The following is an 11,860-nucleotide window of genomic DNA, read 5'->3' on the forward strand; positions in this document are numbered from 1 at the left end:
GTTCCCCACCCACCCGCCCCCCACCCGCGTGGGGCGGGCCCCGGGAGCCCCTACGGCACGCCGCTCGATGCGGCGAGACGGGTGGGTGGGGAGCATCGGCGCGGAGTGCCGGGGCAGGGGATGGCGCCGGGGAGGGAGAGGGCGCGGGGTCAGGGGTGTTTTTGGGTGAGGAGGTGGACCTCGGGGAACTGGCGGCGGTCCGTGGGCTGCGGGGACCGGGTCATACGGGCCACCTCGGGCAGGCCCGAATCGCGCAGCATCGCCGCTAGGTGATCGGGCGCCCAGCAGTAGGCCGGCGCGACCGCGTGATCGAACACCTGCGTCGGGTGGGCGGGGTCGTCGCTCGCCCAGAAGCCGAGCAGGAGGTGGCCGCCAGGTGCCAGTACGCGGTGGAACTCCGCCAGGACGGCGGGGAGTTCCTCGGGCGGGGTGTGGATGACGGACCAACGGGAGAGCACGCCGCTCACCGCGCCGTCGGCGATGTCCAGCGCGGTCATCGAGCCCACGTCGAACCGCAGCCCCGGACAGGCCTCCCTGGCCAGCTCGATCATCGCGGGAGAGGCGTCGACGCCGAACGCGGACAGGCCCAGTTCGCCCAGGTAGGCGGTGACATGGCCGGGACCGCAGCTGAGGTCCGCGACCTGGCCGCCCCCTCCCGTACGCACGGCCTCGGCGAAGGCGCCCAGCATCGCGCGGTCCAGGGGGCTGTCGCGCAGCGAGTCACGGAACAGGTCCGCGTACGTGGGCGCTATCGCGTCGTACGCCTCGCGGGTGGCGGTGAGGGCATCGTGTTCGACCATGTCCGCGACAGTAGTTCCCGGCGCCGAGGCGGGACGAGCCCCGCGAGCACCCGCCCTAGGGCCTGTCCGCAAAGTCCCGCCTGCGCCGCGACGCCCGCCCTGCGGGCGAACGACGGGACTTCGCGGACACGCCCTAGCGCGAGATGCGGGGGAAGCGGGACTGGAGGGACCAGAGCGTGGGGTTGTCCGCGAGGGAGTCGTGGAGGTCCGTGAGGTCCGCGATGAGATCGTGGAGGAAGTCACGCGCCTCGCGCCGCAGCTCCGCGTGGGAGAAGCTCAGCGGGGGCTCCTCGGGGTCCATCCAGTCCGCCTCGATGTCCACCCAGCCGAAGCGGCGGGCGAACAGCATGCGGTCCGTCGACTCCGTGAAGTCCAGCTCCGCGTACTGCGGGCGGGAGGCCCGGCTGCCCATCGGGTCCTTGTCCAGGTTCTCCACGATGTCGCACAGCGCCCACGCGAAGTCCAGTACGGGAACCCATCCCCAGGCTGTGGACAGTTCCCGGTCGGCCTTGGTGTCCGCCAGATACACGTCCCCGCAGAACAGGTCGTGGCGGAGCGTGCGGACGTCCGCCTTGCCGTAGTCCAGCTGAGGGGGGTCCGGGAACCGGGAGGAGAGCGCGTAGCCGATGTCGAGCACGAGGTCGATGGTGTCATGGCCCGGGCACGCGAGCGCCCAGCCGCCCAGTCGCATGGGGGCCCAGCCGCATGGGCGCCCGGCAGCATGAGTGCCAGCCCCTCACGGCAGCAGCCGCTGCTCCTTCGCCACCGCCACCGCGCCCGACCGCGTGTCGACGCCCAGCTTGTCGTAGATCCGGCCCAGGTGGGTCTTCACCGTGGCCTCGCTGATGAACAGGGCGCGGGCGATCTCGCGGTTGCCGAGGCCCCGGGAGAGCTGGCCGAGGATGTCGCGCTCGCGGTCGGTGAGGGTGGGGCGCGGGGCGCGCATGCGGGCCATGACGCGGGAGGCGACCGGCGGTGAGAGCGCGGTGCGGCCCTGGGCGGCGGCCTGGATCGCGGAGAACAGTTCCTCGGGGCGCTCCGCCTTGAGCAGATAGCCCGTGGCGCCCGCCTCGATCGCCCGCGTGATGTCCGCGTCCGTGTCGTAGGTGGTCAGCACCAGGACGTGGGGCGGGGCGTCGGGGGCCGGTGACGCGATGCGGCGCGTCGCCTCCACGCCGTCGATGCCCTCGCCCAGTTGCAGGTCCATCAGGACCACGTCCGGCGTCAGCTTGGCGGCCAGGGCGACCGCCTCCTCGCCCGTGCCCGCCTCACCGACCACCTCGATGTCCGGCGCGCTGCCGAGCAGGGCGAGCAGGCCCGCGCGTACGACGACGTGGTCGTCGCAGACCAGCAGGCGGACGGGGCGCGAGGGGCTCATGACGGGGACTCCAGCGGGATCGATACGGAAAGGACGGTGCCCTCGCCCGGCGCCGACTCGATGGTCAGCGTGCCGCCGAGCTGGCCGGCCCGCGCGCGGATCGCGGGCAGGCCGTGGCCGCGTACGCCGGTCGCGGGTTCCGCCGTCGCGGGGGGCGTGAAGCCGCGGCCGTCGTCCGCCACGTCCAGGACCACCTGGTCGCCCAGGAGGGTCAGGGTCAGCGCCGCCGTGGCCGCGTCCGCGTGCTCCCGTACGTTGGCCAGCGCGCCCTGCGCGATGCGCAGCAGCGCGGAGGCGACCCGGTCGGGCAGCGGTACCGGTGCGCCCTCGATGTGGAAGCGGACGGTCAGGTCCGCGTCCGACTCGCGTTCCGCGAGCGCCCGCAGGGCCTGCGCGAGGCCGCCGCCGTCCGCGAGGTCGGCGGGTGCCAGGTCGTGCACGAAGCGGCGGGCCTCGGCGAGGCCGCGTTCGGTGATCGACTCGGCGGTACGGACGTGGGTGCGGGCCCTGGCCGGGTCCGTGTCCCAGAGGCGGTCGGCCGCCTGGAGCAGCATCTGCTGGCTCGACAGGCCCTGGGCGAGGGTGTCGTGGATCTCCATGGAGAGGCGCTGGCGTTCGGCGAGGGTGCCCTCGCGGCGTTCGGTGGCGGCCAGTTCGCGGCGGGTGCGGATGAGGTCGTCGATGAGGTCGCGCTGACGGGCCGCCTGGCGCTGCATGTAGAGGAAGACGGCGCTCGCCACGGCCGCCCACGCGGGCGGTGCGAACAGCAGGTTCGGGTCGAAGTGGCCCGCGAGCTGCAACTGCGCGGTGACTACGAAGGCGGTCAGGACGGCCACCAGGAGCAGGGCGGCGCGGGCGGGCAGGGTGCGGAGCCCGGTGTAGAAGAGCGGCACCGCGCACCATGCGAAGCTCGGCGCGAGGACGACGAGGATGCCCCAGGCCGTCACGACGAGGATCAGCCAGACGAGGCGGTGCGGCGTGGAACGGGTGCCGAGCGCGGGGCCGGATACGTAGAGCAGCGCGAGGCAGACCGAGAGGGCGATGATCCACGGGGTGCGGGGTTCGCCGGGGTGCCGCAGCAGGAAGCGGACCAGCGAGGAGCCGAGGAGCAGGAAGAACGCCGTGTGCATGACGGCCGCGAGCCAGCGGGCGTCGGGGTCGGGCACCCTCACCCTCGGGTCCGGGGGCGGCGCGTGCTGTGCCACTGCGGGGCCTCCCTCTCGTACGGCGTGACGCCCTCGGTGAACTGGGCAAACACCCTCATTGTGACCCCGGCGGAACCGCGCGGGGGTCAACCGATCGGTTGACCCCGGTGTCGGCCGAGCCGCGCGCGGCTCCCAGCCGGTACGCCGAGGGGTACGGCCCGGAATCGGCCCGAGGATCGATGGCAGAGGCGGAAACGCCGAAACGCCCCTCCCGCCGAAGGGGCCCCCCTCCCGCCGGAAGGGACACCCTTCCCCCGCCCCTCGAAGGAGCCCCCGATGAAGAAGATCTCCCGCCGCGCCCGCGTCCTCACCGTCGCCGCCACCGCCGCCGTCCTCGGTGCCGGAACCTTCGGCGCCGTCTCCGCGAACGCCGGCACCCCGGACACCGCCGCCAAGGCCGCCGTCACCGCCGACGCGGGCCACAAGAACCTCACCCGGTCCACGCACCTCACGGTCGCCGCCGCCACGAAGGCCGCGCAGGCCACCCTGGACGCGGCGAAGAAGGAGAACCAGCGCGTCTCCGTCGCCGTCGTCGACCGCAACGGCAACACCCTCGTCACGCTGCGCGGCGACGGCGCGGGCCCGCAGTCGTACGAGTCCGCCGAGAAGAAGGCCTACACCGCCGTCTCCTGGAACGCGCCCACCTCCGAGCTGGCCAAGCGCCTGGAGCAGGCCCCGAACCTGAAGGACATCCCCGGCACGCTGTTCCTCGCGGGCGGCGCCCCGGTGACCGCCGAGGGCGCGCCCGTCGCGGGCATCGGCGTCGCGGGGGCCCCGAGCGGCGACCTGGACGAGAAGTTCGCGCGGGCGGGCGTGGCGGCGCTCGGCCGCTGACCCGGGGAGGGGCGTCACCCCAAGCCAGAGGGGCGTCACCCCAAGCCCGAACAATTGCCGCATAAGATCACCGGCGTGGACCTGCGATCTCCGGCCGGCCGAGCCGCCACCCTGCCCCGTACCGCCGCCTGCGCCCTCGCCCTGCTCGCCACCGTGAGCGGCTGCGGCGGCGCGGGCGTGGACGGCACCCCGGGCGCGGACGGCGTGCGCGACCCGTACTTCCCCAAGCTGGGCAACGGCGGCTACGACGTCACGCACTACGGCCTGACCCTCGGCTACGACCCCGAGGCGCGGCACCTCACCGGCACCGCCGAGATCACCGCCCGCGCCGCCAAGAACCTCAGCTCCTTCAACCTCGACCTCAAGGGCCTGGAAGTCTCGGCGATCACCGTCGAGGGCAAGGCGGCCCGGTTCCAGCGGGCGGGCCACGAGCTGAGGGTCCGCCCGGCCGACGAACTCGACCGCGGCGAGACGTTCGTGGCGATCGTCCGCTACTCCGGCTCCCCGGAGACCATCACCGACGCGGACGACTCCGAGGAGGGTTGGCTCAAGACGGCGGACGGCGCGCTCGCGCTCGGCCAGCCGACCGGCTCCATGGTGTGGTTCCCGGGCAACCACCACCCGAGCGACAAGGCCTCGTACGACATAGAGGTCACCGTCCCCAAGGGGCTGAAGGCCGTCTCCAACGGCGAGCTGACGCGCGAGTCGACCAAGAACGGCCGCACCACCTACGCCTGGCACAGCGCCGAACCCATGGCGAGCTATCTGGCGACCGTGGCCATCGGGAAGTACGAGATGGAGACGTCGGCGACCGAGGACGGGCTGCCGGTCATCACGGCCGTCGACCCGTCCCAGGCGAAGGCGAGCAAGAAGGTCCTCGGGAAGCTCCCCGACGTCCTGGAGTGGGCGGAGTACAACTTCGGCCCCTACCCCTTCTCCTCGGCCGGTGCGATCGTCGACCGCGCCGAGGACGCGGGGTACGCCCTGGAGACCCAGACCCGGCCCGTCTTCCCCGGTCCCCCCGACACCGCGCTCCTCGTCCACGAACTGGCCCACCAGTGGTTCGGCGACTCCGTCACGCCCAAGTCCTGGCGGGACATGTGGCTCAACGAGGGTTTCGCGACATACGCGGAGTGGCTGTACGCGGAGGACAACGGCGGTGACAGCGCGCAGGAGACGTTCGACGCGCTGTACGAGGGTGACCTCTACGCCGACAAGGAGGACAACGAGGCGATCTGGGCCTTCCCGCCCGCCAAGCCCACCGACGCCGCGCACATCTCGGACGCGCCGGTCTACGAGCGCGGCGCGATGGTCATCCACAAGATCCGCCAGGCGGTGGGCGACGACGCGTTCTACGACATCGTGCAGGGCTGGGCGAAGACGTACCGGCACAAGAACGCGGACACCGGGGACTTCACCGAGTACGTCGAGGAGCACGCGGGCGGCGACGAGGCGCGCGAGAAGGTGAGCCGGATCTGGGGGGACTGGCTCTACGGGGACGGCAAGCCGGACCGCCCCTGAACGGCCTCGCTAGAGCGGCTTGCGCAGGACCGCGCACGGGCGGTGGCGTACGCGGTCCTCGCGGTGGCCGATGACGAGATAGCCGAGCGCGGTCCAAAAGCGCAGCGCCTTCGGGTTGTTCTCCAGGACCGCGAGGCGCACGGCGTCCCGGCCCGCCTCCCGGAACCGTTCCTCGACGAGGGCCGCCACCCGCCGCCCCACGCCCATGCGGTGCAGCTCCGCGGCGACGACGAGCAGCCCGAGCCACGGGTCGGGATCGGTGGGGTCGGGGTGGCGGGCGAGGGTGACGGCGACCGCGACGAGCCGCCCCTCGGAGCGGGCGAGCAGGACCTCCGCGTCCGGATGGGCCAGCTCGTCCGCGAGGGCCTTGGCGACCTGCTCGACGCGGATGTCGTCGGGGTCGGGGAAGTCCCCGCTGAGCGCGAAGAAGTCACGGTTCGCCGCGTACAGCGCGGTCACCTCGGTGAGGAGGTGACCGGGCAGCGCGCCCCCGACGGCGACGAGCGGTTCCAGGATCATGCGGGGCAGGCTAGGGCCTGTCCGGCGGATCATGCCGCGGGCCGCGGGGTCTGGCACGCCGATCTGCGGCGTTGTCGTCGGTTGACAACGCTCCGCGTTGCCGCCCTCCGGTCGCGCCACTCGGAGATCAGGGTCCAGATCCAGCCGCCGGCCGCGCCCACGTAGCAGGCGACCCAGCCCGAGAAGTGGCCCGTTTCGAGGGTCTCGTCGACGGCGAGGACGGTGAATACCACGGCGGCCGCCGCCGCGCGGTACAGCTTGTGGCGGGCGATCCGCTGCTGCTTGCGGGGTCCTTCGGCGAGCCGCATGGCGTACACCTCGACGTCGCCGAAGGTGTCCTCGGCGCGCTCGCGGTCCGCTCCGAAGAGATGCTGCCGGGCCTCGCGCACATGGCCGCGCGCCTCGGCGGCCGGCATGGTGTGCCGCCCCCGCAGCAGCCCTTCGAGCCGGGCGAGCCACTGCTCGTCGTCGTCGGCGTGCGGGCGCGGTGCGAACCAGCGGTCGAGAGCGGCGTCCGGGAACGCGTAGGCCGCGACGGTCCACCCGGCGCAGCCCGCCATCAGCACCGGGACGGGCACCTCGAACAACCGCTCCCCGGGGGCGTTGGTGGCGACGGCGACCCCGCCCACGAACACGCAGGCGGCCCCCGCGAAGAAGCCCCACATGCCCCGGATCCGTCCGGCGGCACGGGCGACGAAGGCGAGGGCGCCGAGCGAGACGACGGCCACGACCGTGGCGCATCCCGCGACCGAGGCCCAACTGCCCCGCACCCACAGCCCGTCCTCGAACCAGTGCATGACGCACAGGCAGAACCCGAGGAACCCGATCGTCCCGAGCAGGGCGCGGACGCGCTCACCGGGTGTCAGGCCGTGCGAGTCGACCTTGGCCCGGTCCTCCTCGCTGATGCGCTCGGCGGCGACGGTACGCGCGTACGCCTCGGGCTCGCCGAGGACCTCCGGGGCGGGCAGCCCCGCCTCGCGCACGATCTGGTGGGCCTCGGCGAGAACCTCGTCGGCGAGGCCGGCCGGCGCGTCGTGGTCGAGCACGAGCCGTACGTGGACGGTGTCGGCCCACTCCTCGTCCTCCTCGCGGGCCCAGACGAGGTCAGCCGCCCGCGTCATGGGCGTCCCGGGTGTGTTGCCCACTGTCGTCCCCCTTGCCGAGGAGCGAGGCGACGGTCCGGGTGAAGTCACCCCACGCGGCCTGGTCACGCCGCAGCCTCGCCCGCCCCTCCTCGGTGATCCGGTAGTACTTCCGCCCGGGACCGCCCTCTCCCGCACCCCACTCGATCTCGACGGCGCTCTCCTCTTCGAGGCGCGTCAGGGCCGGGTAGAGCGTCGCGGCCCTGACCCCTTCGAGCCCCGCGTCGGCGAGGCGGCCGAGCAGGGCGTAGCCGTAGCTCCTCTCCTCACCGTCGAGGATGCCGAGGAGGCACAGGGGCAGCACGGCGCGGTTCCACGCGGTGTGGACATCGGCCACGGGCGCCTCCCGTTCGGGCTACTTCGCGGGTCCGCTCTTCGGGTCCACGGACTATTACGGGATTCATACTAGTGGGGTGCGCGTCGTCCGTGTACGCCGGAGGGCCCCGGCACGGATGCCGGGGCCCTCCTGGAAACCAGCGTCAGCCGGTGACGTCGGATCAGACGTTCACGCCGAAGTCCTGGGCGATGCCGACCAGGCCCGAGGCGTAGCCCTGGCCGACCGCGCGGAACTTCCACTCCGCGCCGTTGCGGTACAGCTCGCCGAAGACCATGGCGGTCTCGGTGGCGGCGTCCTCGGAGAGGTCGTAACGCGCGATCTCCGTGCCACCGGCCTGGTTGATGATGCGGATGAAGGCGTTCCGCACCTGGCCGAAGTTCTGCGAGCGGTTCTCGGCGTCGTAGATCGAGACCGGGAAGACGATCTTCTCGATGTCGGCCGGCAGACCCGCGAGGTTGACGTTGATCTGCTCGTCGTCGCCCTCGCCCTGGCCCGTGACGTTGTCGCCGGTGTGGACGATGGTCTGGTCCGGCGTCGCCTTGTTGTTGAAGAAGACGAAGTGCTGGTCGGAGAAGACCTTGCCCTGGGTGTTCACCGCGATGGCGGAGGCGTCCAGGTCGAAGTCGGTACCGGTGGTGGTGCGGACGTCCCAGCCGAGCCCCACGGTGACGGCGGTCAGGCCCGGAGCCTCCTTGGTGAGCGAGACGTTGCCACCCTTGGACAGGCTTACTGCCATTGTTGGGAGTCCCTTCCCTCGTTTACGACGCACCGCGTGTGAGCCAGTGCGTACGGGCTTCGTTCTGGGGACGAAGCTACCTTCACTCGTACCAACGCCGACCGAGGTCCCCAAGGTTCCGCATGGCTTTACTTTCTTTACGTTCCCGGGAAAAGGGCGTGACGTGAGCCCGACAGGCGCGGGACCATGAGGGACATGTCCGGTCCCTATGTCATTCGCGGTTCCGTCTCCCTGCCCGAGGCGGAGCTGATGTGGCGTTTCTCCAGGTCGTCCGGGCCGGGCGGGCAGCACGTCAACACCAGTGACTCCCAGGTCGAGCTGCGGTTCGACCTCGCGGCCACGGACGCGCTGCCCGAGGTGTGGCAGCGACGGGCCCTCGAACGGCTCGAATCCCGGCTCGTCGACGGCGTCATCATCAGCGTACGAGCCAGTGAGCACCGCTCGCAGTGGCGCAATCGGGAGATGGCGGCGACGCGGCTCGCCGCCCTGCTCGCGGAGGCGACCGCTCCGCCGCCGAAGCCGCGGCGGGCGACGAAGGTTCCTCGCGGGATCAATGAGCGGCGCCTGCGGAACAAGAAGCAGCGGAGCGAGACCAAGCGGGGCCGCTCCGGGCAGGGCTGGGCCTGAAGCGCCCCGTCAGGGGCGCGGGGAACTGCGCGCTCAGCCCACGGAAGGCCGCGGTCGCGTCTGCCGCGTTGCTGATCGGTCGCGTCTGCGGCTTCGCCGTGGTTGCGCGCGCAGTTCCCCGCGCCCCTTCGGGGCACTAGCCCAGCTGGCGGTACCGGCCCCGGAAATACAGCAGGGGCCCGCCTTCAGCGCTGGGGAGCGACGCGGTCAGGACGCGGCCGATCACCAGCGTGTGGTCGCCCGCCGCCACCGTCTGCTCGGTCCGGCACTCCAGCGTCGACAGCGCCCCGCCGATCAGCGGGGCACCGGACGCCGCGCCCCGCGTGTACGGGATGTCCTCGAAGAGCAGCCGGTCGCTGATCCGGCCCTTCATCGCGAAGCGTCCCGCGATGTGGCGCTGGCTCTCGGAGAGCACCGACACCGCCCACAGCGGCTGCTCGGCGAGCAGGTCGTCCATCCGGGAGCCCTCGCGCAGGCTCACCATGACCAGGGGCGGATCCAGCGAGACGGAGAGGAAGGCCGTGGCCGTCATGCCCACGTCCTCGCCCGCCGGGGCGTTCGTGTCGTCGGGGTCCAGGCCCGGCTCGCGCGCCGTCACCAGGACCACGCCCGCCGCCAGACGGGACATCGCCGCGCGGAACTCGTCGTTGCTCACCCCGTCAGCATGCCCATCCGAGGAGGGCGGACGGGGGGAAGGCGGGGCCGGGAGAGTCTTCAGTACGTGAGCCACGCCGTCGACGCTAGCCCGCGCGCGCCCTGCGCCACATCGGGCCCTGGGCCGAGAACGGTCCTAGGACCCATGGCCCAGGCGCCCGAAGGTAAAGAACTCCGCAAGGTGGCACGCGGTGCCGCCGAATGCGGTGGACTAGGCCAAGGGACTGGACCAACGGCGGTGCCCCACCTGTGACTTGAGTCACAGGATCCATATTTTGTTGACCCTGTGTACCGAGTGGGCAGCTCGCTGTGATTCAGTGACGGTGGCAATAAGACACTGAGGGCACAAGGGCACAGAACTACAGAAGTGCCGGTGCCGGAGGCACTGAGAGAACACTGCGGGCGCTGCGCATTCCTGGAGTTGCTGTCGAGGTCTCGGGGGAGAACGAGCATGGAGACCGAGTCGGAGCCGTACGTCCGTCTTGCGACCCTGCGGCAGCTGCACCAGGTGGTGGCCGAGCTGAACACGGCCCGCAGCCTGGCGGACACGCTACAGACCGTCGCCGACGGCGTCGTCAACGGCCTTGGCTACGAGCTGGCGTGCGTCAATCTCGTACGCCCGGACGGCGACCTCGTCGTCGCCGCCTTCGCGGGCAACTCCTCCGCCGAGGCCCTCATCACCGGACGCGTCGGCTCCCGCGACGCCTGGGACCGCCGCCTGGCGATGGGCGAGGCATGGGGTGCCCTGCGCTTCATCTCGTACACCGAGGGCTGGGTCCTCGACGACGACGACGTCCCGCAGTGGTACACCGAGGGCCCCGCGCCCCGCTTCGAGGACGAGTGGCACCCCGCCGACCGCCTCTTCGCCCCCATGTACGCGACCGGGGCCGCGGGCGGCGAACTGCTCGGCGTGATCTCCGTGGACCGCCCCCGCAACGGCCGCAGACCCGGCGCCTGGGGCCGCGAAGCCCTCCAGATGTACGCCTTCCAGGCCGCCATCGCGATCAGCAACGCCCGGCTGCGCGCCAACATGCAGCGCGCCCTGGTCCGCCTGGAGCGCGAGCAGCAGGCGCTGCGGGCCAGCGAGGAGTCCTTCCGGCAGGCCTTCGAGTACGCGCCGTCCGGCATGGCCATCGCCGAGATGGGCGGCGACCAGCACGGCCGGATCCTGCGGACGAACGACGCGCTCTGCCGCCTGCTCGGGCGCCCCGCGTCCGCCATGCGGCGCTACTCCTTCTCCGACCTCGTCCACCCCGAGGACATCGGCACACTGCTGCGCACCTCCGCCGAGGGCGGGCGGGCCGAGCTGCGGCTGGCGCGGCGCGACGGGACGTACGTATGGGTGTCGCTGCGCAACTCCGTGGTCGCCGACGCCGCCGACGGGCCCCGCTTCCTGCTCACGCACGTCGAGGACATCGAGGAGCGCAAGCGCCGCGAGCTACAGCTCGCCCACCGGGCCTCGCACGACTCCCTCACCGGACTGCCGAACTCCGCCGAGCTGCGGGCCCGGCTCAGCGCGCGCCTGTGCCGCAGGCCGCACGCGGGCAGGCCCAGCGCCGTGGACTCCCTCGACGCCGCCTACGAACACGGCTTCGACTTCGAGCACGCCTCGATCCAGCAGGAGGAGGGCTTCGACCACCACGTCCACACCGTCGCGCCCGAGGGCCGTGACGGGGACGTGGACGACGGCACGAAGGGGCTCGCGGTCCTCTTCTGCGACCTCGACGGCTTCAAGTCCATCAACGACCGGTTCGGCCACCACACCGGCGACGCCGTCCTCATCGAGGTGGCGCGCAGGCTCACCAGCGGGGTACGGGACGGCGACACCGTGGCCCGGCTCGGCGGTGACGAGTTCGTCGTCCTCGCCGACGGCCTCGGCCGCGCCGACGCCCAGGACCTCGCGGTCCGGCTGCGGAACGCGATCATCCCGCCGATCCGCGTCGACGGCAGGGCGGTCCGCGTGGGGGCCAGTTTCGGCATCGGCTGGGCGCAGTGCGGGATGTCGGCGGACGAAGTGTTGCACTCCGCCGACCAGCGGATGTACGTGGAGAAACGGTCCCGTGCCAAGCAGCAGCGGCGGGCGGGCTGACGGTCTCGATGAGGTCAA

The 11,860-nt window shown here is 72.2% G+C and carries 13 protein-coding genes; 4 read left to right on the forward strand and 9 right to left on the reverse strand.

Annotated features, from left to right (window positions below; all coding sequences use genetic code 11):
- Positions 1-149 precede the first annotated feature (149 nt).
- The 4 genes from IG54_RS0129970 to IG54_RS0129985 all read right to left on the reverse strand — a co-directional run bounded on the left by IG54_RS0129970 (position 150) and on the right by IG54_RS0129985 (position 3,308).
- A complete protein-coding gene (locus tag IG54_RS0129970) occupies positions 150-800 on the reverse strand; it encodes a class I SAM-dependent methyltransferase (protein ID WP_030791549.1) in 651 nt (216 codons plus the stop codon).
- A 133-nt stretch (positions 801-933) separates the two neighbouring features.
- Positions 934-1,437, reverse strand: coding sequence for a hypothetical protein (locus IG54_RS0129975; protein WP_030791551.1), 504 nt, complete (start codon positions 1,435-1,437; stop codon positions 934-936).
- Positions 1,438-1,536: 99 nt separating this feature from the next.
- The gene (locus tag IG54_RS0129980) at positions 1,537-2,178 is read right to left on the reverse strand and encodes a response regulator (RefSeq protein WP_030791553.1); all 642 of its coding nucleotides are present in this window, start codon (positions 2,176-2,178) and stop codon (positions 1,537-1,539) included.
- Complete coding sequence (locus tag IG54_RS0129985; protein WP_078594692.1) at positions 2,175-3,308, reverse strand: sensor histidine kinase; 1,134 nt, start codon at positions 3,306-3,308, stop codon at positions 2,175-2,177. Before IG54_RS0129985 ends, IG54_RS0129980 begins: the two co-directional genes overlap by 4 nt.
- 351 nt (positions 3,309-3,659) lie before the next feature.
- On the opposite strand from IG54_RS0129985, the gene IG54_RS0129995 reads away from it, so the two are divergent.
- Both IG54_RS0129995 and IG54_RS0130000 read left to right on the forward strand, forming a co-directional pair.
- Entirely contained in the window at positions 3,660-4,217 is a 558-nt protein-coding gene (locus IG54_RS0129995) for a GlcG/HbpS family heme-binding protein (RefSeq protein ID WP_030791557.1), read from the forward strand.
- Between the two features lie 75 nt (positions 4,218-4,292).
- Positions 4,293-5,738 carry a M1 family metallopeptidase gene (locus IG54_RS0130000; RefSeq protein WP_420712298.1) on the forward strand — a complete coding sequence of 482 codons (1,446 nt, stop codon included), beginning with the start codon at positions 4,293-4,295 and terminating at the stop codon, positions 5,736-5,738.
- Positions 5,739-5,747: 9 nt separating this feature from the next.
- On the opposite strand, the gene IG54_RS0130005 is transcribed toward IG54_RS0130000, so the two are convergent.
- The 4 genes from IG54_RS0130005 to IG54_RS0130020 form a co-directional block, all read right to left on the reverse strand.
- On the reverse strand, positions 5,748-6,257 hold the full coding sequence (locus tag IG54_RS0130005) for a GNAT family N-acetyltransferase (RefSeq protein ID WP_030791563.1): 510 nt from the start codon (positions 6,255-6,257) through the stop codon (positions 5,748-5,750).
- Between the two features lie 29 nt (positions 6,258-6,286).
- On the reverse strand, positions 6,287-7,402 hold the full coding sequence (locus IG54_RS0130010) for a hypothetical protein (protein WP_234336396.1): 1,116 nt from the start codon (positions 7,400-7,402) through the stop codon (positions 6,287-6,289).
- The gene (locus tag IG54_RS0130015) at positions 7,362-7,736 is read right to left on the reverse strand and encodes a PadR family transcriptional regulator (RefSeq protein ID WP_063756279.1); all 375 of its coding nucleotides are present in this window, start codon (positions 7,734-7,736) and stop codon (positions 7,362-7,364) included. Before IG54_RS0130015 ends, IG54_RS0130010 begins: the two co-directional genes overlap by 41 nt.
- A 160-nt stretch (positions 7,737-7,896) precedes the next feature.
- Entirely contained in the window at positions 7,897-8,472 is a 576-nt protein-coding gene (locus tag IG54_RS0130020) for a TerD family protein (RefSeq protein WP_030791572.1), read from the reverse strand.
- Between the two features lie 186 nt (positions 8,473-8,658).
- On the opposite strand from IG54_RS0130020, the gene arfB reads away from it, so the two are divergent.
- Positions 8,659-9,099, forward strand: coding sequence for an alternative ribosome rescue aminoacyl-tRNA hydrolase ArfB (gene arfB / locus IG54_RS0130025; RefSeq protein WP_030791575.1), 441 nt, complete (start codon positions 8,659-8,661; stop codon positions 9,097-9,099).
- A gap of 136 nt (positions 9,100-9,235) precedes the next feature.
- Here arfB and IG54_RS0130030 read toward each other — a convergent pair whose 3' ends face one another.
- Positions 9,236-9,727 (reverse strand): flavin reductase family protein, encoded by a 492-nt coding sequence (locus IG54_RS0130030; RefSeq protein WP_078594694.1) that lies wholly within the window; start codon positions 9,725-9,727, stop codon positions 9,236-9,238.
- Between the two features lie 477 nt (positions 9,728-10,204).
- Between IG54_RS0130030 and cdgB the strand changes: the two genes are divergently transcribed.
- Positions 10,205-11,842, forward strand: a complete 1,638-nt coding sequence (gene cdgB, locus IG54_RS0130035; protein ID WP_030791581.1) for a diguanylate cyclase CdgB — start codon at positions 10,205-10,207, stop codon at positions 11,840-11,842.
- The last annotated feature ends 18 nt before the right edge of the window (positions 11,843-11,860 follow it).

The organism is Streptomyces sp. NRRL S-920 (assembly GCF_000717945.1).
Lineage (GTDB): Bacteria > Actinomycetota > Actinomycetes > Streptomycetales > Streptomycetaceae > Streptomyces > Streptomyces alboniger.

What these genes read in the sequence shown, in the direction of transcription:
- IG54_RS0129970 (WP_030791549.1), bottom strand. Translation starts at nt 800, where the DNA reads ATGGTCGAACACGATGCCCTCACCGCCACCCGCGAGGCGTACGACGCG.
- IG54_RS0129980 (WP_030791553.1), bottom strand. Translation starts at nt 2,178, where the DNA reads ATGAGCCCCTCGCGCCCCGTCCGCCTGCTGGTCTGCGACGACCACGTC.
- IG54_RS0129985 (WP_078594692.1), bottom strand. Translation starts at nt 3,308, where the DNA reads ATGCACACGGCGTTCTTCCTGCTCCTCGGCTCCTCGCTGGTCCGCTTC.
- IG54_RS0129995 (WP_030791557.1), top strand. Translation starts at nt 3,660, where the DNA reads ATGAAGAAGATCTCCCGCCGCGCCCGCGTCCTCACCGTCGCCGCCACC.
- IG54_RS0130005 (WP_030791563.1), bottom strand. Translation starts at nt 6,257, where the DNA reads ATGATCCTGGAACCGCTCGTCGCCGTCGGGGGCGCGCTGCCCGGTCAC.
- IG54_RS0130020 (WP_030791572.1), bottom strand. Translation starts at nt 8,472, where the DNA reads ATGGCAGTAAGCCTGTCCAAGGGTGGCAACGTCTCGCTCACCAAGGAG.
- arfB (WP_030791575.1), top strand. Translation starts at nt 8,659, where the DNA reads ATGAGGGACATGTCCGGTCCCTATGTCATTCGCGGTTCCGTCTCCCTG.
- IG54_RS0130030 (WP_078594694.1), bottom strand. Translation starts at nt 9,727, where the DNA reads ATGTCCCGTCTGGCGGCGGGCGTGGTCCTGGTGACGGCGCGCGAGCCG.
- cdgB (WP_030791581.1), top strand. Translation starts at nt 10,205, where the DNA reads ATGGAGACCGAGTCGGAGCCGTACGTCCGTCTTGCGACCCTGCGGCAG.